At 72.8% G+C, this 23700-nt stretch carries 21 protein-coding genes; 9 read left to right on the top strand and 12 right to left on the bottom strand.

From position 1 onward, the window contains the following. Positions 1-24 precede the first annotated feature (24 nt). Together ACIRYZ_RS13510 and ACIRYZ_RS13505 are read right to left on the bottom strand one after the other, a co-directional pair. Entirely contained in the window at positions 25-1410 is a 1386-nt protein-coding gene (locus tag ACIRYZ_RS13510; protein WP_402943124.1) for a sensor histidine kinase, read from the bottom strand. Next, on the bottom strand, positions 1407-2087 hold the full coding sequence (locus ACIRYZ_RS13505; RefSeq protein WP_393038675.1) for a response regulator transcription factor: 681 nt from the start codon (positions 2085-2087) through the stop codon (positions 1407-1409). The genes ACIRYZ_RS13510 and ACIRYZ_RS13505 overlap by 4 nt, the downstream gene beginning before the upstream one ends. 163 nt (positions 2088-2250) lie before the next feature. On the opposite strand from ACIRYZ_RS13505, the gene ACIRYZ_RS13500 reads away from it, so the two are divergent. After that, a complete protein-coding gene (locus ACIRYZ_RS13500) occupies positions 2251-3714 on the top strand; it encodes a glutamate synthase subunit beta (RefSeq protein WP_402943122.1) in 1464 nt (487 codons plus the stop codon). Between the two features lie 80 nt (positions 3715-3794). On the opposite strand, the gene ACIRYZ_RS13495 is transcribed toward ACIRYZ_RS13500, so the two are convergent. Beyond that, the gene (locus ACIRYZ_RS13495) at positions 3795-4364 is read right to left on the bottom strand and encodes a hypothetical protein (protein WP_402943119.1); all 570 of its coding nucleotides are present in this window, start codon (positions 4362-4364) and stop codon (positions 3795-3797) included. 376 nt (positions 4365-4740) lie between these two features. Between ACIRYZ_RS13495 and ACIRYZ_RS13490 the strand changes: the two genes are divergently transcribed. Together ACIRYZ_RS13490 and ACIRYZ_RS13485 are read left to right on the top strand one after the other, a co-directional pair. Then, positions 4741-7446, top strand: a complete 2706-nt coding sequence (locus tag ACIRYZ_RS13490; protein WP_402943116.1) for a hypothetical protein — start codon at positions 4741-4743, stop codon at positions 7444-7446. After that, positions 7443-8651, top strand: a complete 1209-nt coding sequence (locus tag ACIRYZ_RS13485) for a hypothetical protein (RefSeq protein ID WP_402943114.1) — start codon at positions 7443-7445, stop codon at positions 8649-8651. The genes ACIRYZ_RS13490 and ACIRYZ_RS13485 overlap by 4 nt, the downstream gene beginning before the upstream one ends. A 90-nt stretch (positions 8652-8741) precedes the next feature. On the opposite strand, the gene ACIRYZ_RS13480 is transcribed toward ACIRYZ_RS13485, so the two are convergent. After that, complete coding sequence (locus ACIRYZ_RS13480; protein WP_402943112.1) at positions 8742-10208, bottom strand: TolB family protein; 1467 nt, start codon at positions 10206-10208, stop codon at positions 8742-8744. A 376-nt stretch (positions 10209-10584) separates the two neighbouring features. After that, on the bottom strand, positions 10585-11940 hold the full coding sequence (locus ACIRYZ_RS13475; protein WP_402943109.1) for an MFS transporter: 1356 nt from the start codon (positions 11938-11940) through the stop codon (positions 10585-10587). A 248-nt stretch (positions 11941-12188) separates the two neighbouring features. On the opposite strand from ACIRYZ_RS13475, the gene ACIRYZ_RS13470 reads away from it, so the two are divergent. After that, positions 12189-12920 carry a TetR/AcrR family transcriptional regulator C-terminal domain-containing protein gene (locus tag ACIRYZ_RS13470; RefSeq protein WP_402943106.1) on the top strand — a complete coding sequence of 244 codons (732 nt, stop codon included), beginning with the start codon at positions 12189-12191 and terminating at the stop codon, positions 12918-12920. Positions 12921-12925: 5 nt separating this feature from the next. Continuing rightward, positions 12926-13438 carry an isochorismatase family protein gene (locus tag ACIRYZ_RS13465; RefSeq protein WP_402943103.1) on the top strand — a complete coding sequence of 171 codons (513 nt, stop codon included), beginning with the start codon at positions 12926-12928 and terminating at the stop codon, positions 13436-13438. Here the strand turns inward: ACIRYZ_RS13465 and murQ are convergent. The 3 genes from murQ to ACIRYZ_RS13450 all read right to left on the bottom strand — a co-directional run bounded on the left by murQ (position 13435) and on the right by ACIRYZ_RS13450 (position 15916). Beyond that, positions 13435-14340 carry an N-acetylmuramic acid 6-phosphate etherase gene (gene murQ / locus ACIRYZ_RS13460; protein ID WP_402943101.1) on the bottom strand — a complete coding sequence of 302 codons (906 nt, stop codon included), beginning with the start codon at positions 14338-14340 and terminating at the stop codon, positions 13435-13437. The two genes, ACIRYZ_RS13465 and murQ, sit on opposite strands and share 4 nt — an antisense overlap. 109 nt (positions 14341-14449) lie before the next feature. Beyond that, positions 14450-15130, bottom strand: a complete 681-nt coding sequence (locus ACIRYZ_RS13455; RefSeq protein ID WP_402943098.1) for a DUF6445 family protein — start codon at positions 15128-15130, stop codon at positions 14450-14452. A gap of 129 nt (positions 15131-15259) precedes the next feature. After that, positions 15260-15916 carry a TetR/AcrR family transcriptional regulator gene (locus tag ACIRYZ_RS13450; protein ID WP_402943095.1) on the bottom strand — a complete coding sequence of 219 codons (657 nt, stop codon included), beginning with the start codon at positions 15914-15916 and terminating at the stop codon, positions 15260-15262. Between the two features lie 126 nt (positions 15917-16042). Between ACIRYZ_RS13450 and ACIRYZ_RS13445 the strand changes: the two genes are divergently transcribed. From ACIRYZ_RS13445 to ACIRYZ_RS13435, 3 genes are all read left to right on the top strand, one after another. Further along, complete coding sequence (locus ACIRYZ_RS13445; protein ID WP_402943092.1) at positions 16043-17539, top strand: MDR family MFS transporter; 1497 nt, start codon at positions 16043-16045, stop codon at positions 17537-17539. A gap of 103 nt (positions 17540-17642) precedes the next feature. Then, entirely contained in the window at positions 17643-18551 is a 909-nt protein-coding gene (gene mca, locus ACIRYZ_RS13440) for a mycothiol conjugate amidase Mca (RefSeq protein ID WP_402943090.1), read from the top strand. A gap of 81 nt (positions 18552-18632) precedes the next feature. Beyond that, entirely contained in the window at positions 18633-19181 is a 549-nt protein-coding gene (locus ACIRYZ_RS13435) for a PaaI family thioesterase (RefSeq protein ID WP_402943087.1), read from the top strand. Between the two features lie 324 nt (positions 19182-19505). On the opposite strand, the gene ACIRYZ_RS13430 is transcribed toward ACIRYZ_RS13435, so the two are convergent. The 4 genes from ACIRYZ_RS13430 to ACIRYZ_RS13415 form a co-directional block, all read right to left on the bottom strand. Continuing rightward, positions 19506-19640 carry a hypothetical protein gene (locus ACIRYZ_RS13430; RefSeq protein WP_402943086.1) on the bottom strand — a complete coding sequence of 45 codons (135 nt, stop codon included), beginning with the start codon at positions 19638-19640 and terminating at the stop codon, positions 19506-19508. 30 nt (positions 19641-19670) lie between these two features. Beyond that, positions 19671-20633 carry a prolyl aminopeptidase gene (gene pip / locus ACIRYZ_RS13425; RefSeq protein WP_402943083.1) on the bottom strand — a complete coding sequence of 321 codons (963 nt, stop codon included), beginning with the start codon at positions 20631-20633 and terminating at the stop codon, positions 19671-19673. A gap of 75 nt (positions 20634-20708) precedes the next feature. Continuing rightward, a complete protein-coding gene (locus ACIRYZ_RS13420) occupies positions 20709-21134 on the bottom strand; it encodes a hypothetical protein (RefSeq protein ID WP_402943080.1) in 426 nt (141 codons plus the stop codon). 121 nt (positions 21135-21255) lie between these two features. After that, entirely contained in the window at positions 21256-21954 is a 699-nt protein-coding gene (locus tag ACIRYZ_RS13415; RefSeq protein WP_402943078.1) for a TetR/AcrR family transcriptional regulator, read from the bottom strand. A 125-nt stretch (positions 21955-22079) separates the two neighbouring features. Here ACIRYZ_RS13415 and ACIRYZ_RS13410 point away from each other — a divergent pair, with 125 nt between their 5' ends. Continuing rightward, entirely contained in the window at positions 22080-23654 is a 1575-nt protein-coding gene (locus tag ACIRYZ_RS13410) for an MFS transporter (protein ID WP_402943077.1), read from the top strand. Positions 23655-23700: the final 46 nt, after the last annotated feature.

The following is a 23700-nucleotide window of genomic DNA, read 5'->3' as shown; positions in this document are numbered from 1 at the left end:
CGCACCGGGCCCGCCGTCGTGCTGTCAGCCGCCCAGGGTGAAGCCGATCACCGCGCCGCCGCCCTCGCGGTTGGCGGCGAAGGCGATGCCGCCGTGCGACTGCGCCACCTCGGCCACGATGGCCAGGCCGAGGCCCGAACCGGGCAGGCTGCGCGCGGCGGTGGCCCGGTAGAAGCGGTCGAAGACCCGGTCGAGGTCGGCGGCGTCGATGCCCGGGCCCCGGTCGCGCACCTCGACCCGCGGGCCGCGCACCACCAGCTCGATCGGGGACGTGCCGGCCGGGTCGAACTTGGCGGCGTTGTCCAGCAGATTGCCCACCGCGCGGGCCAGCGCGTCCGGGCGGGCGGTGACGGTGGTGTCGTCCGCGTCCACGGTGATCTCCCGGTCGCTGCGCCGCCGGGCCTGCACAGCGGCCGCATGGGCCAGCTCCGCCAGCACCACCTCGACCGCTTCCTCGTCCGCCTTGCGGTCCGCCGCGAGTGCCACCAGCTCCTCCACCAGCAGGGTCAACTCCCGCGCCTCCTCGGCCAGGTCGGCCATCAGCGCGGCGCGCTCCGCGGGCGGCAGCCGGTCCAGGCTGGGCAGCACCGCGAGGTTGGTGCGCAGGCTGGTCAGCGGGGTGCGCAGCTCGTGCCCGGCGTCCTGGACGAGGCGGCGCTGGTTCTCCTTGGCGGTGGCGAGCCGGACCAGCATCCGGTCGAAGGCGCGGCCGAGCCGGCCCACCTCGTCCGTGCCGGAGGCGGGTACCGGGACGTCCAACCGGCCGCTCGCGGCGACCAGTTCGGCCGCGTCAGTGAGCCGGACCAGCCGGCCGCTGATCCGCCGGGCGAGCAGCCAGCCGGCCGCGCCCGCGATCAGCACGACACCGGCCACCACGGCCACCATCTGCTGGCGCAGCTTCTCCAACAGCTCCTCGATGTCGCCGAGTTGCTGCACGATCTGGACCGCGCCCCGGCCGCCGCCGAGCGAGACCACGCCCACCCGGCAGGTGTTGCCGTCGATGCGGCGCACGTCCGTCACCGTCCGGGCGGGGGCGTCGGCGCGGGCGAGCTCGCGGTCGTCCGAGGTGGTCGGGAGATCGAGGTGGGCGGTGCCCGGGACGATGGCGCCGGTGGAGTCCAGCGCCTGCGCGGTGACCCGGATCGGGTGCAGCAGCTGCTCGCTCAGCCCGCTCGGGCCGTTGAAGTCCCCCGGGTACAGCTTCTCGCGCTCGACCTGGCCGCTCACGGCCCGGACGGCCGAGGTGAAGTCGTCCGTCTCGTCGTCGCGGATCAGGTGCTCGGCGGCGTGGTAGCCGAGCGTGCCGATCAGCACCGCCACCAGGGCGGCCATCGCGGCGAAGGCGAGCGAGAGGGTGGTGCGCAGGCCCGGGCGCGGCAGTCGGGGGCGCGGGCGCGCGGGGCCGGTCACGGCTCGCGCAGCGTGTAGCCGACGCCGCGGACGGTGTGGATCAGGGGGGTCAGGCCGGGGCGGTCGAGTTTGCGGCGCAGGTAGCCGATGAAGACCGCGAGGTTCTTCGAACCGGGGCCGAAGTCGTAGCCCCAGATCCGCTCGTAGAGGGTGGTCTGGTCCAGGACGGCGCCGGCGTGCCGGGCCAGCAGCTCCAGCAGGTCGAACTCGGTGCGGGAGAGCTCCAGCTCCTCCCCGGCGCGCCAGGCCCGGCGGGCGGGCGGCTCGACCCGCAGGTCGGCGACGGTCAGCACGTCCTCGACCGGCCCGGGCGGCTGGCGGCGCAGCAGGGCCCGCAGGCGGGCGAACAGCTCGTCCACGTCGAAGGGCTTGACCAGGTAGTCGTCGGCCCCGGCGTCCAGGCCGGCGATCCGGTCCGGTACCTCGACCCGGGCGGTCAGCATCAGCACCGGGGTGCGGTCGCCGGCCGCGCGCAGTCGGCGGCAGACTTCCAGGCCGTCGGGCGCGGGCATCATCACGTCGAGCACCAGGACGTCCGGGCGCTGCTCGGCGAGGACGGCGAGGGTCTGGGTGCCGTCCGCCGCTATCCGGACCCGGTAGCCCTCCAGCGTCAGGGCGCGGGTGAGCGAGTCGCGGATGGCACGGTCGTCCTCGGCGATCAGCACGGTGTGGGTCATGGGGAGATTCTCCCTGGCGTGCTCACGGCAGTCGCGGCCGGGTCACGGGGTTCTCGGGTCGACGGCTTTCCTGTGCCGCTTCGTGGGCGTACGGTGGCCACACGGTGGCGCGCCGCCCGGTGGGCCGCCGGGTCCGTGTCGGCACGCCCTGCCGGAGGCCGCGATGGCAGACCGGATGGCTTTCCTCACCACCCCGCGCGCGGAGCGGGCGCGACGGGACGCGCGGGAGCGGCTGGGGGACTGGCGGGAGGTGTACCGGCCGGGGGCGCTGCTGCCGGTGGTGGGCGGACAGGCGGAGCGGTGCATGGACTGCGGGCTGCCGTTCTGCCACGCCGCCTGCCCACTGGGGAACCTGGTGCCGGAGTGGAACCGGCTGGTGGCGGAGGACGACTGGCGGGCGGCGGCCGCCCGGCTGCTGGCGACCAACAACTTCCCGGAGTTCACCGGGCGGCTCTGCCCGGCGCCGTGCGAGAGCGCCTGCGTGCTGGCGATCGGCGGAGCCGCGGTGACGATCAAGAACGTCGAGCTGGCGATCGCCGACCGGGCCTGGGAAGCGGGCTGGGACCGCCCCCAGCCGCCCGACCGGCGGGGGCCGCAGCGGCGGGTCGCGGTGGTCGGTTCGGGTCCGGCCGGGCTGGCCGCCGCCCAGCAGCTGACCCGGGCCGGGCACACGACCACGGTCTACGAGCGGGCCGACCGCCCGGGCGGGCTGCTGCGCTACGGGATACCGGCGTTCCGGCTGGAGAAACACCGGTTGGATCGGCGGCTCGACCAGCTCCGGGCCGAGGGAACGGCCTTCCGCACCGGGGTGCGGGTGGGGTGGGACGTCACCGGCGAGGAACTGCGGGCCGGGTACGACGCGGTGCTGGTCGCGGTGGGGGCCACGGCCTGCCGGGAGCTGGCCGTGCCCGGGCGCGGGCTGCCCGGGGTGCACCCGGCGATGGAGTACCTGACCTGGGCGAACCGGGTGGACGAGGGGGACTGCGCGGCCTCGCCGCTGTCCGCCGAGGGGCGCGAGGTGGTGATCGTCGGCGGCGGGGACACCGCGGCCGACTGCCTGGGGACGGCGCTGCGCCAGCGCCCGGCCTCGGTCACCCAGCTGGACATCAACCCGCGGCCGCCGGTGCGCCGGGCGCCCGGGCAGCCCTGGCCGGTCCACCCCAAGGTGTACCGGGAGACCACCTCGCACGAGGAGTCGGGAGCGGGTTCCCGGGTGTTCGCGGCCGCCACGGTCGGCTTCGAGCCGGGGCCGGACCGGCGGCTGGCGGGCGTGTGCTTCGCCGAGACCGAGCCGGGGGACCGCAGCGCCCGCGCGGGCACCGGACGGACGCTGCCGGCGCAGCTCGCGCTGCTCGCGCTGGGCTTCACCGGACCGGAGCCGGACCAGCCGCTGTTCGCCCAGCTCGGGCTGGCCGTCGGCTCGGACGGCACGCTGGAACGGGACGACGAGTACGGCACGGGGGCCGACGGCGTGTTCGTCGCGGGGGACGCCGGGCGTGGACAGTCGCTGATCGTCTGGGCGATCGCGGAGGGCCGGGCGGCGGCCGCCGCGGTGGACCGCTACCTGCGGGGACGTACCGAACTCCCGTCGCCGATCAGCGCCTCGGCGCGGGCGCTCACGCTGTGAGGGCGTGGGCGCCCGTGCCGGAGGGCTCTTCGACCGGCTGAGGGCTCGGCCGGGGGCTCAGCCGAGACTCAGCGGATCGCTCAGCTGAGACCGAGGACCGAGAGTGCGGTGGTCCAGTCGGTGGCGATGGCCTGCTGGGCGGGCACCAGGTCGACCTGGTGGTTGCAGACGGCGCGGTAGAGCTTGTACTCCACGGTGTCCTTGCCGGTGGAGGACAGGCCGCTCGCGCCGGTGGCGTAGCGCGGCTCCGGCCACAGGTTGTTCGGGTCGGTGGGGTTGCCGCCGAGCGACAGCGGGATGAAGTGGTCCTCCTCGTAGTCCGCCGTGTTGGTGTCGGCGTAGCCGTACGCGGCGATCTGCTGGACCTTCAGGCGGTTGGTGTACGTGGTGGACGGGCGGATCGAGGTGCTGTAGCCCGAGACGCAGATGGTGGAGTCGATGGTGTCCTGGGTGACGTCCGGGTTGGTGGCGCCGGGGGTGCAGGCCGGGTCGGGCAGCGGGAGGTAGGCCTGCGAGCAGGTCGCGTCGAGGGCGGCGCGGGTGTGCGAGGTGGTGGCGGGGGCGGCGTGCGCGGTGCCGGCGGTGGCGAGGGCGGCAGCGGCGAGGACGACGGTCGCGACGGCGGGGGCGATGCGATGGGCACGAAGCATGTGGGGAGCTCCCTGACACGGGCTCGGCACGGGTGTGCCGGGCGATGTGTCCATGCCACCACCTGCGGTTCTATGCGGGTAGACAGGGGATGGTGAATAGTTGACAAAGCGTCAGTCAACGGGGTCGGGGCAAGTGTTCGCTTGACGCGCTCCCAGCAGGTGGGCGTTCCGGGCCGGCATGTCGCTACTCCGGCACTCCGGCACAGCGGCCCTCGGGGGTGGGGGCGCGCTTCGGTGCGGGCAGGCGCTCGGGAGGGCTGCCCGCCGCTTCGCGCCTCCGCGCAACGCACCGTGCCCCGCGAGCCGTTCGCCCGCGACGCGTCCCCGTCACGGGCCCGGGTAGGTGCCGGGCAGCAGACGGACGGAGGGGACCGCCATGCCAGACCACGCCCAGGGGGCACCCGCACAGCTGTCGGCGCAACTGCCCGCGTCGACGCCCGTGCTCACGCCCGAGCCCGTACCCGCGCTTGCGCCCGTGCCGCTGGGCTTGCCGACTCCGCCGACTCCTCCGACTCCGCCCTGGCCTGGTGGCGGGCAGCAGCCGGTGGTGCTCGGGCACGCCGCCCGCAGCATCCCCAAGGCCACCCTCGTCCCGCTGAAAGTCGACAGCCCGCAGCACAACCCGGGCTTCGCCGAGCACGCCTACCTGCGCCGGCTCGACCTCCACCCGGAGGAAGTGACCGCCCTGCGCGAGCAGTTGACGGCCGAGCTGCCCTGGGGGCTGCTCGCCGCCTCCGCCGCCGACCCCGCCGACCGCCCGCTGCGCTCCGCCGCCCTCGCCGCCGTGGACGGTCCCGCGCTGCGCGAACTCGGCGGCGCCCTCGAACAGTTGCGTCGCGCGGACGGCACCGTCGAGGGCCTGGCCCGGGCCGGCCGGGCCGCCGCCGCGAACGCCGCCTACGACCACAACGCGGCCGTCACCCCGATCGGCCTGCTCAACCTGGAGCGCCTGGAGATGGCCCCGGCCGGGATCGAACGCGGCGAACTCGTCGCCACCATCCCGCTCGCGCCGCTGGAGGAGACGGCCGTCAGCCAGAAGGAGTGGTCCGTCACCTCCAAGGAGTTCAGCTCGATCGTCACCGACTCGCTGGAGAACGTCAGCGAGACCGGCGTCACCGACAACACCGAGCTCGCCCAGTCCACCACCAGCCAGCTCCAGCACAGCAACCAGTTCAACGTCACCGGCACCGTCTCCGGCGGCATCCCGCTGATCTCCGGTTCCGCCACCTCCGGCATGACCAGCCAGAGTTCCGACTCGCAGTCCGCCACCGACAGCCGCAAGCACGCGACCACGATCACCGAGAAGGCCTCCTCGCGCACCAAGCAGGAGCACAAGGTCACCATCACGACCACCACCGTGACCGGCTCCTCGGAGACCACCACCCGCACGCTGAAGAACGCCAGCCCCACCGACCCGATCCGGATCGACTACTTCAGCATGATGCGCAAGTGGCGGGTCCGGCTCTACCGCTCCGGGCTGCGGCTCACCTACGACCTGGCGATCCCCGAGCCGGCCGGGGCGCTGCGCGAGGCGTACGCCGAACTCGCCGCCCTGGAGGCGAAGCTGGGACCGTTCCACTTCGACGTGCCGCACTCCGACATCACCGAGGAGACCCGCCCCGGCGAGAGCCAGCCGCACTACCTGGTGCTGGCCGAGAAGTACGGCGCCACCGTGCCGCTCGCCCCCGGCCCGCTCCCGGACATCCACGTCAACGTCACCGCGCCCAACAACGACGGCGCCGCCATCTTCGACGCGCCGCCGCTCAACATCCCGGACCGGTACTGGATCAAGAACCTCTGGTTCCAGTTCACCTCCGAGAGCCGCACCGGCGACTACCACTACAACCTCAAGGTGCTCGGCAGCGCCATCCCCGAATGGAACGAGCCCTACGGCACGCACGGCCCCGTCGACCTCGCCGACCCGGTCAACGGCGGCCTGCTGCGGCACGCGGGCGGGCCGTGCGTGGTGAGCTTCCACCTGGTCAACAACCGGCAGACCTGGCTGAGCCTCACCGCGGCCGTCGAACCCACCGACGAGGCGCGCCGGCAGTGGCAGAACGACGTCTGGGCGGCCCTGTTCAACGCCGCCCAGACCAAGTACTACGCCGAACAGCAGGACCTCGCCGCCCGTGCCGCCGCCCTGCGCGAGCGCCTCAACGGCGTGGACACCCTCACGCTCCGGCGCGAGGAGAGCGACGAGATCATGAAGGGCGTGCTGCGCTTCCTGCTCGGCGTGGACTACCACATGATGCCGTCGGAGGTGGTCGACGCCTTCACGGCCTCGGTCGCGAGCGACCCCGACCGGCTGCGCCACGGCGCCGGCTTCCCCGGCAACGACACCGGCGGGCTCGGGGTGAGCGCCGCGGCCTGGGCGGCGGTGCTGGGACACGAGGCGGAGGTGGCCTTCGTCAACCAGGCCATCGAGTGGGAGAACGTGGTCACCTTCCTCTACTCCTACTTCTGGGACGCGCCCGTCGCCTGGCCGTTCGTCAGCCGGATCAGCCACCCCGACGCCAACCGGCAGGCCTTCCTGCGGGCGGGCAGTGCCCGGGTGGTGCTCACCGTGCGCAAGGGCTGGGAGGAGGCCTGGGTGCGGTTCGCCGAGGGCGGCTTCCACGGCGCCCCGCTGCCCGCCGACCACCCGTACCTGACCATCGCCCGGGAGATCGCCGCCTACGACGACCGCAACTATCCGGGCATCCCGCCGGCCAACCCGGGCAGCAGCTCGCTGCTCCTGGAGGACGAGGTGGTGACCACCTGTGCCGCCGTGGTCGAACCGGCCGCCGGGGGAGCGCCGGTGCTGGTGCCGGTGGCCTCCAGCGCGGGCTTCGACCCGGACACCGTGGTGGTCGTGGACGAGTACGACGACCGGCGGATCCAGGAGACCGCCCGGGTGGTACGGGTGCCGGACGACGGCCACCTGCTGCTCGCCGGGCTCACCCACCGCCACGACGGCACCCTGACGCCCTTCCCGATCCGTCGCCCGGGGCACCGGGGCACGCTGATCGCGGAGTGGAACGAGTACACGCCGACCTCGGGGACGGACATCGCGGTCAGCAGTCCGCTGAAGGACATCTCGTGAGCTTCTTGAAGGATGAGGACACCTGCCTGCTGCTGGGCAAGGCGCGGGACGAACCGCCGACGGTCTTCGAGTACCTGGCCGCCGAGCTGTGGGTGCGCCACCATTTCGGCGCGGACTTCGACGCCCGCCCCGGCGCGACCTGGGTGACCTTCCAGCTCGACCGGATCTCCGAGTGGTGGGGAAGCCCCCGCCGGGACCGGCTGGACCCCGAGGACGCGCTGCCCTACGGGCGGCTCACCCCGCAGCCGCAGGACCCGGTGCTGCGGATGGTGCTCCAGGTGCTGTCGGAGGACCTGCGCAACGTCTTCCCGACCGCGAAGGTCGAGGCGATCAAACGGATGCTCAAGGACCGCAGCACCCCGGCGGTCAAGCTGATCAAGGCCGTCCGTGAACTCACCCCGGGCGGAGCGCTCAAACCGGACATGCTCGGGATCCAGAACCACGTCCCGGAGCTGCGGATGGAGGCCCTGGAGGTCGGCACCGAGCAGGGCGCGCTGGACACCTACCGCGAACTCCGTGGGAAGATCTCGGTGTTGCGGGACCCGTGCGGCCGGGTGATCGAGAACCGGCTGCTCGCCATGCAGCGCACCGCCGTCAAGCAGCTGCCGTTCACGGTGGTGGCCACCGGCACCGACTGGCGGCTCGGGGCCGGGCTGATGATCCTGCCGATGCCGGTCAACGTCATCGAACAGAACGGGGAGACCTACGTCGACTGGATCTGCTACTGGCCCACCAACCGAACCGAGTTCCGTGAGTACCCGAGGCCCGCGAACGGGCGGCCCGGCTACGACGGGCTGGTGCTGTACCACATCCACCGGGTACCGCTGCGGGCGGTGCAACTGCCCGACAAGATCCGCGAGGCGATGCTCAACCTGATCCGGGCCCGGCAGCGCTCCCGGGCGCTCGGGCCCACGCTGGTCCCGGAGTTGGCGGTGGCGATCGAGCGCGACCGGCGGCTGTTCACCCCCGAGGGCGAGCTGTTCCTGGCCGGGCTGGGCGCGGTCGGGCTGCTGGCCCTGGGGGTGTGGGCGGCGGTGGGCACCGGCGTGGTCGCGGGGCTGGCGGCGGTGGCCAAGGGCGGGCTGGTCGCGGCGGCGGCCGCACCCGAGGCGTTCGTCGGGGCGGTCGCCGCGGCGGCCAAGGTGGCGGATCAACTCTGGTCGGTGATCTCGCAGTTGGGATACCTGTTGCCCGAGTTCGGGTAGCGGGTCGGGGGCGGCCCCGGCATCGTGTTCGACGCCAGGGCCGGGGTCGGGATTCGGGGCTGGGTCGGGGCGTGGGCGTTGTGGTGGGTGTCAGTGCTTCGGCAGGTGGCGTGCGAACACGTCCGGCGCCTTGTTGGTGTCGCCCGGGACGAGGGTGCCGTCGTCCGAGCCGAACACCACCGTGGTGCCATGGGCGTCGACGTACGGTCCGTACGAGGCGCCGGTGGTCTGCGCGCCGTCGTTCGCCACGCTGACCCGTTCGGTGCGGCCGCTCCACAGGTCACGCCGGAAGACGTCGCCGACGCCGTTGGTGTCGCCGGCCACCAGGTTCGCGGCCGTGGAGTCGAAGTACACCCAGCGGCCGTCGGCGGTCATCTGCCCGTTGAGGGAGTCGCCGGTGGTCTTCGTCCCGGGCAGGCCGACGCTGACCTGGGTCTCGGTGCCCTCCTCCAGGTCGCGGACGTACACCTCGAAGTGCCGCTCCCACCAGTTGTCGCCGTGCTGGACCCAGGTCGAGTAGACCGCGTACCGGCCGTCCGGGCTGAGCGAGGGGTAGTCCGCTCCGCGCCAGCCGCCCTTCTCGTCCGCGCTGGCCATAGTGGTCTCCTCGGCGCGCAGGTCGCGGACGTACAGCGGGTAGAGGTGCGGCTTGAGGATCCGGGGCCGGTCGTCGGTCCGGAAGGAGTCGCGGACGAACTGCTCGTCGGGCTCCTGGCCGGACTCGGCGGCGAGCCCGGCGGCCGCGTCGGGGGAGAGGGAGACGGGCTTGTCCTGGCTGGTGATGTTGGTCGCCTTGGAGATGAAGGCGACGCTGCCGCCGTCGGCGCTGATCACGGGGGCGGCGGAGGAACCGTTCGCCTCCTTGCCGTCCGCACCGATGCTGACCAGGCGGTTCTCGCCGGTCCACAGGTCGTGGACGTAGATGTTGGCGCCGAACCAGGTGACCGTCCCGGGGGCCAGGTCGGTGCGGTTGGACTGGAAGGCGATGTAGCGGCCGTCCCAGCTGAGCGACGGGTGCCCGGAGAACTGGTTCGGCTGCGGCTTGCCAGGCTCCTCGCCGACGGAGACGAGGGTGGTCTCGCCGGTCCAGCGGTCATGGACGTAGACGTCCTGGGCGCCGAGGTTGGCGCCGGGTGTCAGGTTGGTGGCGTCGGAGCTGAAGGCGACGTACCGGCCGTTGCCGCTGATGGTGGCCTCGAAGGAGCCACCGTTGGCCTGCGCGCCGTCCGATCCGGTGTCGACCCGCTCGGTGTCGCCGGTCCGCAGATCGCGGACGAAGACGTCGGACTTGCCGTTGGTGTCGCCGGGCACCAGGTTGGTGGCGTTCGAGGTGAAGACGGTGTAGCGGCCGTCGGCGCTCAGCCCGGCGGCGTGCGAGGCGCCGTCGGGCTGCGCCTGGCCGAGGCCGACGGATACCCGCTCGACTCCGGACTTCCGGCGGGGGTCCGCCTGGGCCGCCTGGGTGGTGGTGAGCGCGAGTGCGGCGGCTGCGCCGAGTGCGCAGGCGGCGCGCAGCAGGCGCCGGGACGGGCGGGCGGTGGTGCGCGTGCGGGTCATCGGGTCCCTCCCCTGGGAACGGCCGGCCGCGTCGACGGTGACGCCCGGTGGCGTCGAGGGCTGGTTGCGTCCAGGCCTGGTTGCGTCCAGGGCAGACGGCGTCCAGGGCTGGTTGCGTCGAACTCCCCGGCGGTCGGCTCTGGGTGAGCCAACCGCCGGGTGGGGTGGGCGGTCAACGGTGGTTCGCGCGGAGCGGCGTATTCACGTCAAGGGACGGGCGTGCGGGTGGGCGCGCCCGAACGCTTCGTGCTGCTCGGGGGAACGAACAGACGTACACGTTGACCGTGCTGCCCATGCGTGGCGTCGGCGATCCGCGCCGGCCCGGTGAGTTGATCGCCCGGCATGCGGTGGTGCCCGTCGTGGGTTGAGCGGCGGTTTACGGGGAGGGCTCCGGGGTCTGGTGCTGCGGGTGCTCGTGCTGGTGTCGGCGCTGTGGGTGTTCGGGGTGGTGCTGGTGCTTGAGATGTTGTTCGTGCTGGCGTTCGCGCCGGTGGTCGCGCTGGTCGTAGCGCCAGAGCGCGGGGAGTGCGGCCGACAGGACGGTGCTGCTGCCCAGGCAGAGCAGGCCGCCGGTGCCCAGCGCGGCCCGGATGCCCTGGCGGGCGGCGAGGCCGCCGGCCCGTAGGTCGCCGAGGGCCGGCCCGGTGGAGCCGATCAGCATCTCCAGGCCGGCGGCGCGGCCTCGGAGTTCGTCCGGAATGGACTGGTTCCAGATGGCGCTGCGGAAGGTGTCGCCGATCCAGTGGGCGCCGCCCGCGACGATCAGGCAGAGCACCACGGCCCACAGGCCCGGGGCGACGGCGGCCGTGGCGGTGGCCGCGCCGACCAGGGCGGTGGAGAGCAGGACCCACCGTCCGTGCCGGTGCACCCGCTCGGTCCAGCCGCCGGTGGCGGCCGCGATCAGGCTGCCGGCGGCGGAAGCCGAGTAGAGCAGGCCGAGCGCCCAGACCGCGTCCAACTCCTCGGCGAGGAAGGGGAACAGTGCGGTGGGTAGGGCGAAGACGGTGGCCGCGAGGTCGGCCAGGTAGGTGCCGATCAGGTCGGGCCGCCGGGTCGCGTACCGGGCTCCCTCGGTGAACTCGCGCAGCCGGGGCGGCTCGGCGTCGCGCTCCGAGGGGATCGGCCGGACCCGCGCGAGCAGGGCGATCGACAGCAGGAAGGTGGCGAGGTCGACCAGGTACGCCGCCGGGACGCCGGCGGTCGCGATCAGCAACCCGGCGGCGGCCGGCCCGGCCACTCCGCCGATGCTCCAGCGCAGCGAGAGCAGCGCCCCGGCCGCCACCAGCTGGTCGTGCGGCACCAGTCGGGGGATCATCGCCTCGACCGAGGGCTGTTGCAGGCCCTGGATCGCCGCCGCCAGCCCGGCGGCGAGGTAGAGCGGCCAGGCGGCGGGCGTGCCGAGCAGTGCGTTGGCCAGCAGCAGGGCGCTGAGCGCGGCCAGCGCGACTTCGGTGACCAGGGCGACGGTGCGGCGGTCGGCGCGGTCGGCGAGCACGCCGCCGTAGAGGCCGAAGAGGACGGTGGGCGCGAGTTCGACCGCGCCGACCGCGCCCACCGCGAGCGGAGAGCCGGTGAGGTGGGCGATCTGCAGCGGGATCGCGGTCATGGTGAAGACCGAGCCGAGCAGGGTGACCGTGCCGGAGGTCCAGGTCAGCCGGAAGTCGCGGGAGGAGCGCCAGGGGGCGGTGTTCGGCAGTAGTCGGTACCGGAGGCGGTCCGTTCCTGAGGTCATGAGGGGGTTGGTCCCTTCGCGGCCGTCGCTCTCGCGACGGCTTCCTTGGGCGCGATGCAGGTGGGGTGTGCACGTTGGGTGTGCACGTTGCGTGTTGCATGCTGCGTTCGGCGGTGCTTCTGTCACTGAGCGTGATTGCCGGTCCTGTCGCCAGTCCTCATTGCCCGCTCCTTATCACTGATAAAGTCCGGCCTGGAATTTAGCGGCGATAAGGTGGCCTCGCAAGCGGATAACCGGGAGGCCGATCGATGGCACTGCAACGCGACGAGGTGGTGCGCACCGCGCTGCGCGTGCTCAACGAGGAGGGCATCGACGGGCTCAGCACCCGGCGGCTCGCCCGGGAGCTCGGCGTGCAGTCACCGGCGCTGTACTGGCACTTCAAGAACAAGCGGGAGCTGCTCGACCTGATGGCGGAGGCGATGCTCGCCGAGGCTCTGCCGCCCGACCGCGAGCCGGACCCGGAGCACTGGCCCGCGTGGATCGCCGCCGACGCCCGGGCCAAGCGCCGCGCCCTGCTCTCCTACCGCGACGGCGCCCGGGTGCACGCCGGCACCCTGCCGACCGAGGGCGAACTCCCGGCCGTCGAGGCTCAGCTGAGCGCCCTGTGCCGGGCCGGGCTGCGTCCGCGCACCGCGCTGCGACTGCTGCTGACCGTCGACCGGTACCTCATGGGCTGGGTCACCGAGGAGCAGGCCTGGCGGCAGGACGCCGCGGAGCGCGCCAGGCCGCCCTTCCCGGACGAGGCGCTGCGCGACCTGCCACTGCTGAGCGAGGCGGTCGACGTGCTGCGGATGACCGACCACGACGCCGACTTCGAGTACGGGCTGCGGGTGCTGATCGAGGGGTTCCGGGCCGAGATCGCGCGTGAGGCCGAGGGTGCGGGGGCGGGTTCCGTCGAGGGCGCGGGCGCGGGTCCTGGTGGGGGTGCGGGGGCGGGTCCTGGTGAAGGTGTGACCGGCGACGGGCATGGGCTAGCGTGAGCGCCATGACCACCCTTGATCCCCGCAGCACCGCCCTGGTCCTGATCGACCTGATGGACCGGATCGTCGCCAACCCGCTCGCGCCGCACGCCGGTTCGGAGGTGGTGGCGTCCTCGCTGGAGCTTGCCAAGGCCTTCCGCGCCGCCGGTGCCCCCGTCGTCGCGGTGCGCGTCGAGCGGCCGGGCGTCGCCGAGCAGCCGCCCGGCAGCGAGCTGCTGGCCGAGGTCGAGGCGGCGGCCGACGAGGTCGTGGTGAAGCGCACGATCGGCGCTTTCCAGGGCACCGGGCTGCACGAGCTGCTGCAGGCGCGCGGCGTGGAGACGCTGGTGTTCACCGGGATCGCCACCAACCTCGGTGTGGAGTCGAGCGCCCGCGCGGCCGCCGACCACGGGTACCGGCTGGTGTTCGTCGAGGACGCGATGACCGGGCTGACGGAGGCCGAGCACCGGGCCTCGGTGGAGCTGAACTTCCCGCGGCTGGGCGAGGTCGTGGTGGCGGCCGACCTGCAGCTGGGCTAGCCTCCGGCCGGCTTCAGGGCGTCGCGCAGCCGTCCGCCCGAGGCCGTGAGCAGTCGGGCGGCGGTGGGCGCGTCCACGTCCGCGAGCAGGACCAGGATCGCGTCCTTCGTCCGTCCGTCCGTCGCGGTCAGGGCCCGGTGGACCGCGTCCTGGTCGGCGCCGGTGGCCTCGGCGACGATCCGTCGGGCACGCTCGCGGAGCTTGGCGTTGGTGGCCCGGAGGTCGACCATCAGATTTCCGTACGTCCGGCCGAGACGGACCATCACGGCCGTGGACAGCATGTTGAGCACCAGCTTCTGTGCCGTGCCCGCCTTCAGTCGGGTGGACCCGGCCAGCACCTCGGGGCCGACCTCCACTTCGATCCCCAGCTCGGCGGCCGCCACCAGCGCCGAGCCTCGGTTGCACGCCAGCCCGACGGTCAGGGCCCCGGCCGCCCGTGCGGCACGCACCGCCGCCACCGGGTAGGGCGTGCGGCCCGAGGCGGAGACGCCCACCACGGTGTCGGCCGGGGTCAGGTCGAGCGCGGCGACGTCGGCCTCGGCGAGCTCGGTACGGTCCTCGGCGCCCTCGGCGGCCTCCGTCACGGCCGTCCGGCCGCCTGCGACCAGGCCGACGACCAGGGCTGGATCAGTGCCGAAGGTCGGCGGGCACTCGGCGGCGTCCAGCACCCCGAGTCGCCCGGCCGTCCCCGCCCCGGCGTAGACCAGCCGCCCGCCGCGGGCCATCCGGGCGGCCACGGCGTCCACCACGACGGCGATCCGGGCCAACTCCCCGGCGACGGCGGTGGGGACGGTACGGTCCTCGGCGTTCATCAGGTGGAGCAGGTCGAGGGTGGGCAGCTGGTCGATCCCGGCCCAGTCGGGTCGGACCGTCTCGGTCGGGGGTGCGGCGTCGGTGTTCATGCGGCGAGCGTCCCCGGGGAGGGGCGGCCTGAACCCGGGTGGTGTGGCGTTCGGGTCGTGATTCAGGCGGTGCTTCAGGGCGTGCTTCAGGGCGTGTTGAGGCTATTGGTCAGGCCATCCAGAAGAACACCGCCGTCATGCGGCGGTCCGCCAACTCGTTGCCGTAGTAATTCGTGGCGCTGTGGATCAGGTTGGCGTGGTAGAGGAGCAGTTGGTTGTAGCGGTTGGGGACGCGGACGTCCTCGGCGAAGTGGTCGGCGGGCACGTGGCGGGTGCCGAGCGCCTCGACCAGGTTGTTGTGCAGGGCGTTGACCAGGTTCCCGCCGAGGCGGCCGCCGGGGAACTGCTGGCGGTAGAAGCTGGTGCCTGCGTCCTTGGGTGCGCCCGGGCTGAGGTAGAGCACGGCGGCGTAGCGGCAGAGGGCGCGGGAGTCGGTGTGCGGGCGGGACTCCGACTCTCCGGCGCCGACGACCTGGACGCAGTTGTGGTTGAGCGTGCCGCCGCCCGGAGTGCTCTGCACCCACAGCCGGGAGGCGCCGGTGGCCTTGCGGACCAGTGCCTCGACCCGCGCCAGCTCGTCAGGCTCCAGGCCCGGCATGGTGCGCACGCCCGGCCAGGTCTCGGGGCGGTACGGGTAGCCCTCGGTCCAGTCGCCCCGGGCCAGGACGCGCTCGCGGACGGCGTCCGGGTCGGGCAGGACGTTGTCCAGGACCCAGAAGTCCCGGCCGCGGGTGGGCTTGCGGTAGGGCAGGACCGGCAGGGCGGTGGGCCTGATGGGCTGTGAGGGCATGGGCCGACCATAGGGGCGGCGGTCGTCAACCTTCTGCCGTGAACAGGTCAACTTTTCGTCAAGGGCGGTATTTGGTGTGAGTGTTCCATCGTCGTGTTCGGGCTCGCGCGACAAGTTACCGGTCGGCGTTCAAACGGCCTGGCCCTCGCGGACGGCGTAGCTGCCAAGGGCAGCCTCCAGTCGGTCGAAGGCCCGGGCGGCCCACGGGCTCACCGCGGCGGTGATCGCGGCGTGCTCCTCGCCGGCCAGGGTGCGGCGGAACACCTCGGTGAACACCGCCCGGTCGACGGCGGCGAGCAGGGCGGCGGCGACCCGGCTCTCGAAGTCGACGGGTATCGCGTGCACGGCCTCGGCCAGCGCTTCGGCGAGTGCCGTCTCGGCCTGCTCGTTCAGCTCGCGCAGTCGGGCGCCCAGGGCCGGGCTCTCGGCGACGGTGCGGGCGAAGTCCTCGCCGGAGAAGCCGAGTCGTGGGTCGTGCCGGTCGAGCGCGGTCAGGCAGTCCCGACGCAGCGCGGCGAGGGCGGACTCGCCGTGGGCGCGCTCGGCGACGGCGCGGGCGAGCCGGCCGACGAGTTCCTCGTGCAGGTCGAAGAAGAGGTCCTCCTTGCGCGGGAAGTGGTTGGTGACGGTCATCTTGGCGACGCCCGCGGCGGCCGCGACCTCGGCGATGGTCGTCCGGTCGAAGCCCTGCTCGATGAAGAGCCTGGTCGCGGCGTGCGAGATCGCCTCGCGGGTGCGGCGCTTGTTGAGCTCGCGCAGGTTCGGCGTGTTCCCGGTGTCGGTCATGGCAGGAGCCTAGCGCAGTTCGCTGGGTCGAGCACGGAAATTATGCTTGACCTAATAACTGGGCCCGTCCTAAGTTCTTCACGTCGGCCGGAGCGGTCGACGGAGGAGCGGCCCAGGGGAGGGTTCATGACCACATCGGTCACCACGCGGATCACGACGAAGGGCTCGGAGAGGCGCGCGGAGAAGAGCGCCGCGAAGGGTCGGCGCGGGGCCGCTCGGGCGCAGCGGCCGGAGCGGTTGCCGCCCGGCCTGCTGAAGATGGGCGCGGTGCTCGCGTTGGGCCCGATCCTGGCCTTGCTGGACACCACGATCGTCAACGTCGGCATCGATTCCGTCGCCCGCGACCTGCACAGCTCGATGGCCGCGGTCCAATGGGTGGCCACCGGGTACCTGCTGGCGATATCGCTGACCATGCCGCTCTCCGGGTGGGCCGCCGGCCGCTTCGGCGCCCGGCGCGCCTGGCTCGGATCGGTCGTCCTGTTCGTGCTGGGATCCGCGCTGTGCGGACTGGCCTGGTCGACGGGCAGCCTGATCGCTTTTCGGGTGCTCCAGGGCGTCGGCGGCGCGATGATCCAGCCGTTGGGGCAGACGCTCATGGTGCAGGAGGCCGGGCGCTCCCGGATCGCGCGGGTGATGGGCACCATGCTGCTCCCGATCAGCCTGGCCCCGGTCCTGGGGCCGATCCTCGGCGGGCTGGTGCTGGAGCACCTGGACTGGCGCTGGATGTTCCTGCTGAACGTGCCGGTGGGGCTGCTCACCCTGCTGTTGGCGGCCCGGTGGCTTCCGGCCGAGAGCCGGTCGGAACTCGCGAAACCCCGACTGGATGTGACGGGTGTGGTGCTGCTGTCGCCGGGCCTGACGGCACTGGTCTACGGGCTCTCCACGATAGGCGAGGGCGGCGCGGTCGGCCCGGTGGCGGTCGCGGTGGGTGCGGTGCTGCTGATGGCGTACGGTCGGCACGCGCTGCGGGCGGGGCGTGACGGGGCCCGGGCGCCGCTGATCGACGTGCGGCTGTTCGTCCGGCGTGGCTTCGCGGTGGCGACGGCGAACAGCTTCCTTCAGGGCGCCGCGCTGTACAGCTCGATGTTCCTGGTCCCGCTCTACTACCAGCAGGTGGAGCGCGCCGGGGCGGTCGAGGCCGGGCTGCTACTCGCGCCGCAGGCGCTCGGTACGGCGGTCACTTCGCTGCTGGCCGGGCGAATAGCCGACCGCTTCGCGCCCCGCCCGCTGATCCTGCTCGGTATCGGCTGCTCGCTGCTCGGCACCCTCGTGTTCACCCAGCTGGGAACGGGCTCTGGCCCGGCGGACTGGCTGCTCGTCGGCTCGCTGGCGCTGCGCGGGGCGGGCATGGGGATCGTCCTGATCCCCGGCATGGCGGCGGTGTACGGGAGCGTCGACAAGTCGCAGGTGGCGGCGGCCGCCGGTGCGGTCAACGTGCTCAACCGGCTCGGTGGGGCGCTCGGCACGGCGGTGCTGACGCTGGTCCTCCAGCGGGCGCAGGCCGGACACCCCGGCCAGCCGGGTGCGGCCTTCGGCGCGACCTTCTGGTGGGTGCTGGCCCTGTCGGCGCTCGCCATCGCGCCGGCCCTGCTCTACCCGGGCGCCGACCGTAAGGCAGACTGACCGGCCGTCGGTCAGTGATCATCCATCAGTTGGGCGGGCTCACACCGATCCCCATCGGTTCTGACCGATCCCCATCCATTCGTATCGACCATGGAGGTACCTCATGTTCACCAAGCATCCTGGCGGCCTGCGTCTGCTCACCGTGCACGCCCACCCCGACGACGAGTCCAGCAAGGGCGCGGCCACCCTCGCCCGGTACGCGGCCGAGGGCGTGGACGTCCTGGTCGCCACCTGCACCGGCGGCGAGCGCGGTTCGGTGCTCAACCCGGCGATGGACCGGCCCGAGGTTCGGGACAACCTCGCCCGGATCCGGCGCGAGGAGATGGCCGCGGCCCGTGAGATCCTCGGCGTGCGGCAGCAGTTCATCGGCTTCGTCGACTCCGGGATGCCAGGCCCCGGAGAGCCGCTGCCGGAGGGCTGCTTCGCCGCCCAGCCGGTGGAGGTCGCCGCGGCCCCGCTGGTCGCCCTGATCCGGGAGTTCCGCCCGCAGGTGGTGATCACCTACGACGAGACCGGCGGGTACCCGCACCCGGACCATGTGATGACCCACCAGGTCACCGCCGAGGCCTTCGAGGCCGCCGCCGACCCGAAGCGCTACCCCGAGGCGGGCGAGCCCTGGCAGGCGGCCAAGCTCTACTACCACCTGGCCCTCTCCCGGGCCTGGTTCCAGACGCTGCACGACGCCATGACGGAGCGCGGAGTCGACTCGGCCATGGGCGAACTGCTCGCCGGCTGGCCCGACACCCCGCCCGCCCTCGCGACCACCACCCGAATCGCCTGCTCCGAGCAGTTCGCCATACGGGACGCGGCGATGCTGGCGCACGCCACCCAGGTGGAGCCCGGCGCCGCGTTCATGGCCCACCCCCGGGACATCGAGCGTGAGGTCTGGCCGACGGAGGACTACCACCTGGCTCGGAGCTTCCTGAGTGGACCCGCAACGGGCGGACCCGGGACGGGCGGGGGCGAGACCGACCTGTTCGCAGGGTTGCGCGCGAAGGAGGGGGCGGCATGAGGCATGAGTGAACCAGTGAGGCCGACGGGCGTGTACCGGACGGGACTTGAGCCAGGGGTTCGAACAAGGCAGGTTGGTCTCATGACGAATCACCAGCCTGCCCCCACCGAGCAGCAGTCCCTGGGCGGTCAGGAGTCGCGCTCCCGCACCCACACCTGGACAGTCGGTCCGCCGATCTCCGAGTATCCGCACCTCACCGGCGAGGAGGTCCTGTTGGAGTGGATCGCCGGGCGGATCCCGGAGCCGTCGATCTGCAGCACCATGGGCTTTCATCTGGTCGAGGTGAAGCCGGGCACGGCGGTGTTCGAAGGGGAGGTGGGCGACCACCTCTTCAACCCGATGAACACCGTGCACGGCGGGTACCTGGCCACCCTGCTCGACTCGGCGCTCGGCTGCGCCGTGTTGAGCAAGCTGCCGGCCGGGATCGGCTACACCACCACGCAGTTGAACGTCCATATGCTGCGTCCGTTGTTCGCCGACTCGGGGCTCCTGCGCTGCGAGGGCGTGGTGCTCCACCTGGGACGGACGATGGCGACCGCGGAGGCCAGGGTGGTCGGCGCGGAGAACGGCAAGCTCTACGCCCACGCCACCACCACCTGCGCGATCCTCACCCCCCGCCCGGCGGCCTGACCGGCCGGCGAACCCACCGCTGAACAGCCGGGCCCCGACCGTGGCGGCGACCGCCGCGACGACCGGGGCCCAACCGAACAGACCATGCCCGAAGAGCCCGAGGCTGAGCAGTCGAGACCCGGAGACCCCGAGGCCCGTACGCCCCAAGCCCCTTACGCCCAAACCCGAACACCCAAACCCGAACACCCAGGCCCCCGAAACCCGAGGTGCTCAGAGCGCCGCCAGCACCCCGCAGAGCGCAAGGAGGCCGCAGATCCCGAAGTTGACCCGCTTGTGCGAGAGGAACACCGCCGCGAACTCCCGGATGGCCGCACTCGGCCAGTATTACCGGGCGGTGGGCGAGCCGAACACATGCCCGTTGACGTCGGTGCCGGTCCTGCGGGCGATCAGCGCCGCCCGGAATGCGAGGAAGTTGTCGGTCACCATGACGCAGCGGTAGTCGGGCTTGGCTTGCTCCATGACGGCCTTGCTGAAGAGCAGGTTCCGCTCTCAGGCGAAGCGCTCGACGGCCGCGAGGACCGCCTCCGCCATTCGCGGGCTGCCGGTGTGTCCGGCTTCGTCGATGACCGTCAGGTTGGCGTCCGGCCAGGCCTTGGCCAGCTGCCAAGCGGTTTGCAGCGGGCCGCCGAGGTCGAGCCGTCCATGGATGAGCTCGCCCGGGATACCGGCCAGCCGACCGGCGTCGCGCAGCAGTTGGCCGTCCGCCAGGAAGGCCTGGTGCGAGAAGTAGTGCGCCGTGATCCGGGTGAAGGCCATCAGGGCGTCGGAGGGGCGGTCGGAGTAGGCATTCGGCTTGCCCAGCACCTCGTGCGCGATGACGGCGTCCTCCCAGGTGGCCCAGGCCTGGGCGGCGGCTCGGCGGACGTCCTCCTCTGGGCTGTTGAGCAGCCGGCTGTAGGCGGTGAGCAGGTCGAGCACGTCGCCGTCCCGGTCGACGGCGGGTGGGAAGGCGTGGAACTTCTCCCAGGGGCCCGGCAGGAAACGGCCGACGCCCCGGTAGAGCCAGTCCGTCTCCTCGGGGCGGGTCATGGTCACCCCGCAGATCACGATCGCGGAGACCCGCTCCGGGTGGGCCTGCGCGTACGCGAGTATCAGGGTCGAACCCCACGAGCCGCCGTACAACAGCCACTTGTCGATGCCCAGGTGCTCGCGCAGCCGCTCCAGGTCGGCGACCAGGTGCGCGGTGGTGTTGTGCTCCAGCCCGGTTGACGGGTCGGCGGCGTGCGGCAGGCTCCGCCCGCAGCCGCGCTGGTCGTACTGGACGACGCGGTAGCGCTCGGGGTCGAAGTACCGCCGGGAGCCGGGATGGTGGCCGGAGCCCGGCCCGCCGTGCACCACCACAGCCGGCTTGCCCGCCGGGTTGCCGGAGGTGTTCCAGTGGATCCGCTGCCCGTCGCCGACGTCCAACAGGCCCTGGGCGTAGGGCTCGTCGTGGGAATGCGGCTCGGCCATCGGTAACTCCTCCGTGGACGGTGGGCGGTGGACGGTGGGCGGGGCGCCGGGTGAGCATACATGCCGTCGGACCGGTCAGAGCCCGATGTTCAGCCCGAAGGCGGCATCGAACGGGGCGTATCCGACGCAGAGGATCAGCCAGAAGCCCAGCGCGCCGGTGACGGCGGCGGTGATGCGGCCGACCCGGCTGCGCTGTTCCTTGGGGCGGCGCCAGTGACGGATGCCGTGGGCCAGCCCGAGCAGCCCCACCGCGGCCAGGCCGTACGCCCCTGCCGGACTCGCCTGGTGGAGGGCGCGGGCGAGGAGATAGGCGCCCGCCAGGGAGGCGGTGGTGAGGACGAGGAGCACGAGCCCGCCGACGATCTCGGTCAGCAGCTCGCCGAGGCAGCCCATCGACGTCTCTGCGATGTATCTGCCCGGGCCGACCTGTCCGCCCGGGACCGGCGTCGGGTCCCCGGGCTGGTGAGCGGCCGGCTTCTCCGCCGCCTTACGCTCGACCATCGCCCCACCGCTCCTTTGCCTGGCCTTTGCCTGGTGATCATCGTAGTCGAGGGCGGAGCCGTCGTCGCACGGCAGGCCAGGTAAGCCCGGCAGGCCCGGCGGGCGGTGCGTCATCGGTTCGTCACTGGTGCTCCGGCGGCAGCAGGGCCGCCAGTCCGTCGAGGATGCGCTCGACGCAGAACTCGAAGCGGGCGTCGAGGCTCGGCTCGGTGAGGTCGCCGGCCAGGGCGACGAGATTGGGGAAGTCCTCGACGGGCAGGGCGCGGAAGCGGTCGCGGACCTCGGTGGTGACCTCCAGACGGCTGGCGCCGTCGGCCTCGGCGGCCGACATCGGTGACTGTTCCTGGAGGACGAAGCCCTGGACGAAGGAGCTCAGCAGATAGGTGGTCAGCGCGGCGTGCGCGTCGGAGAATCCGGCCTCGCGCAGGCGGTCCAGCTGGTCGTCCAGCAGTCCGAACATGTGCGGCCCCGGGGCGAGGCGGCCGGCGACGACCTTGGCGGCGTCGCGGTTGTCGTGCAGCAGCTGTCGGTGGCGCCAGCAGTATCCGCGCATCTGCATCCGCCAGTCGCCCTCGCGCGGCGGGGGCTCGGCCGAGGCCATGATCGCGTCGTTGAGCAGGTCGAGCAGCTCTTCCTTGTTGCGGACGTGCCAGTACAACGAGGCCGCCTTGACGCCCACCTCGGCGGCGACCTTGCGCATGGACAGTCCGGCCAGGCCGTCCCGTTCCAGTACGCGAAGCGCCGCCTGGGCGAGGGCTTCCCTGGTCAGGGCGGGTGTCCCGGCGTTGTGTTCCGGCGTGGCGCCGTTGATCTCCGGCATGGCTGTGCGGACGCCTCCCAGCGGTGTCGTGGAATCCCGCTTGCAATCTAACACCGTTAGGGACACCCTATGGCTGCCGGACAAGCGCCTAACACTGTTAGGGGCCTTAGATCGGGAGGGGTCCCATGGAGGAGTCGAGTGCCCGCCGCAAGCGGCTCGCGCTACTTACGCTCTGCGTCACCATGTTCATGTCCATGCTGGACAACGTCATCGTCAACAACGCCCTGCCCCGGATCGGGCAGGACCTGGACACCGGGATCAGCGGCCTGCAGTGGGTCGCCGAGGGTTACAGCCTGGTCTACGCCGCCCTGGTGCTGACCGGCGGCGCGCTCGGCGACCGCTACGGCCGCACCCGGGTGTTCCGCCTCGGCCTCGCCCTGTTCACGGCCGGCTCCGCCGTGGCTGCGCTCGCCGGGGAGATCGGCGTGCTGGTCGGCGCCCGGATGCTCCAGGGAGTCGGAGCCGCGCTGCTCACACCCGGCAGCCTCGCCCTGCTGCGGCATGTCTTCACCGACGAACGCGAGCGCGCCAAGGCGATCGGCACCTGGTCCGGGGTCTCCGCGCTCGGCCTGTCCATCGGCCCGGTCGTCGGCGGTCCGATGGTCGAACACCTCGGCTGGGCCAGCGTGTTCTGGATCAACGTGCCGATCGGCGTGGCCGGACTGCTGCTCGCCGCCCGCGTCCTGCCGGACATCGCCCCGCGCCCGCGCCGGATCGACCTCATGGGCCTGGCACTGTCCGCGGCCGGCCTGGCCCTGCTGGTCTACGCGCTGATCGAGGGCCCTTCCCGGGGCTGGACCGACCCGCGGGTGCTCGGCTGCGGCGCCGCGGCCGCCGTCCTGCTGCTGGCCTTCCTGGTACTCGAACTGCGCATCGCCGAACCGATGCTGGAGCTGCGCCTGTTCCGCGACGGGGCGCTCGGCGGCGCGCTGCTCAGCGGGTTCATGGTCAGCTTCGGGATGTTCGGGGCGCTGTTCTTCCTGCCGCTGATGATGCAGGGCGTGCTCGGCTGGTCCCCGGCCGCCGCCGGCTACGCGGGGCTCCCGATGACCGCGATGCTGGTGGTCGCCGCACCGCTCTCCGGTCGGCTGACCGCGGCCTACGGTCCGCGGCTGCCGCTGGTGCTCGGCCTCGCGCTGTGCGCAACGGGCCTAGGCGGGCTGTCGCTGTACGGCGACCACGCGCACTACCCGGCCTACCTGTGGACGCTGTTCGCGATGGGCCTCGGGATGGGCATGACCTTCACCCCGGTCTCGATCGCGGTGATGCAGCGGGTCGCCCCGGCGCAGACCGGGATGGCCTCGGCGACCATCAACACCCTGCGCGAACTGGGCGGCGTACTCGGCATCGCGGTGCTCGGCGCCGTCCTGACCAACCGGATGACGGGTTCGCTGACCTCGGCCCTGCACCGGCTCGGTGTCCCGCCCGAGGCCGTCGGCTCGATCGCGGATGCCCCGGCCGGCGTGGCGCACGGCCCCGGAGGCACGGCGGCGGCGCTGCCCGGGCCGGTCCGGGCAGCGGTGGACGGCGCCTTCATCGACGGCATCCACCTCGCCGTGCTCAGCGGAGCGGGCGGGCTGGCAGTGACCGCCGTTCTGGTCGCGGTCCTGCTCGGCCGGGCCCGGCCGCTCGTCCCGTCCGGTCCGTCCGGCTCCGGCCGACCGCAGCCGGAGGAACTGGCGGGCACCCGCGCCACGTGAGCACCGGCCGACGTGCCGTGACGGAACCTCGGCGGGACGCGACCGA

The sequence above is a fragment of the Kitasatospora sp. NPDC101155 genome, assembly GCF_044768305.1.
Classification (GTDB): domain Bacteria; phylum Actinomycetota; class Actinomycetes; order Streptomycetales; family Streptomycetaceae; genus Kitasatospora.
Note: the sequence above shows the minus strand (reverse complement) of the source record. Positions and strands in the feature narration are given on the sequence as shown.

Excerpts from the sequence above, each read along its gene's own strand:
- ACIRYZ_RS13445 (WP_402943092.1), top strand. The coding sequence starts at position 16,043 with ATGACCACATCGGTCACCACGCGGATCACGACGAAGGGCTCGGAGAGG.
- ACIRYZ_RS13435 (WP_402943087.1), top strand. The coding sequence starts at position 18,633 with ATGACGAATCACCAGCCTGCCCCCACCGAGCAGCAGTCCCTGGGCGGT.
- ACIRYZ_RS13450 (WP_402943095.1), bottom strand. The coding sequence starts at position 15,916 with ATGACCGACACCGGGAACACGCCGAACCTGCGCGAGCTCAACAAGCGC.
- pip (WP_402943083.1), bottom strand. The coding sequence starts at position 20,633 with ATGGCCGAGCCGCATTCCCACGACGAGCCCTACGCCCAGGGCCTGTTG.
- ACIRYZ_RS13475 (WP_402943109.1), bottom strand. The coding sequence starts at position 11,940 with ATGACCTCAGGAACGGACCGCCTCCGGTACCGACTACTGCCGAACACC.
- ACIRYZ_RS13505 (WP_393038675.1), bottom strand. The coding sequence starts at position 2,087 with ATGACCCACACCGTGCTGATCGCCGAGGACGACCGTGCCATCCGCGAC.
- murQ (WP_402943101.1), bottom strand. The coding sequence starts at position 14,340 with ATGAACACCGACGCCGCACCCCCGACCGAGACGGTCCGACCCGACTGG.
- ACIRYZ_RS13490 (WP_402943116.1), top strand. The coding sequence starts at position 4,741 with ATGCCAGACCACGCCCAGGGGGCACCCGCACAGCTGTCGGCGCAACTG.
- ACIRYZ_RS13455 (WP_402943098.1), bottom strand. The coding sequence starts at position 15,130 with ATGCCCTCACAGCCCATCAGGCCCACCGCCCTGCCGGTCCTGCCCTAC.
- ACIRYZ_RS13420 (WP_402943080.1), bottom strand. The coding sequence starts at position 21,134 with ATGGTCGAGCGTAAGGCGGCGGAGAAGCCGGCCGCTCACCAGCCCGGG.
- ACIRYZ_RS13465 (WP_402943103.1), top strand. The coding sequence starts at position 12,926 with ATGACCACCCTTGATCCCCGCAGCACCGCCCTGGTCCTGATCGACCTG.
- ACIRYZ_RS13470 (WP_402943106.1), top strand. The coding sequence starts at position 12,189 with ATGGCACTGCAACGCGACGAGGTGGTGCGCACCGCGCTGCGCGTGCTC.
- mca (WP_402943090.1), top strand. The coding sequence starts at position 17,643 with ATGTTCACCAAGCATCCTGGCGGCCTGCGTCTGCTCACCGTGCACGCC.
- ACIRYZ_RS13430 (WP_402943086.1), bottom strand. The coding sequence starts at position 19,640 with ATGGAGCAAGCCAAGCCCGACTACCGCTGCGTCATGGTGACCGACAAC.
- ACIRYZ_RS13480 (WP_402943112.1), bottom strand. The coding sequence starts at position 10,208 with ATGACCCGCACGCGCACCACCGCCCGCCCGTCCCGGCGCCTGCTGCGC.
- ACIRYZ_RS13410 (WP_402943077.1), top strand. The coding sequence starts at position 22,080 with ATGGAGGAGTCGAGTGCCCGCCGCAAGCGGCTCGCGCTACTTACGCTC.
- ACIRYZ_RS13495 (WP_402943119.1), bottom strand. The coding sequence starts at position 4,364 with ATGCTTCGTGCCCATCGCATCGCCCCCGCCGTCGCGACCGTCGTCCTC.
- ACIRYZ_RS13415 (WP_402943078.1), bottom strand. The coding sequence starts at position 21,954 with ATGCCGGAGATCAACGGCGCCACGCCGGAACACAACGCCGGGACACCC.
- ACIRYZ_RS13500 (WP_402943122.1), top strand. The coding sequence starts at position 2,251 with ATGGCAGACCGGATGGCTTTCCTCACCACCCCGCGCGCGGAGCGGGCG.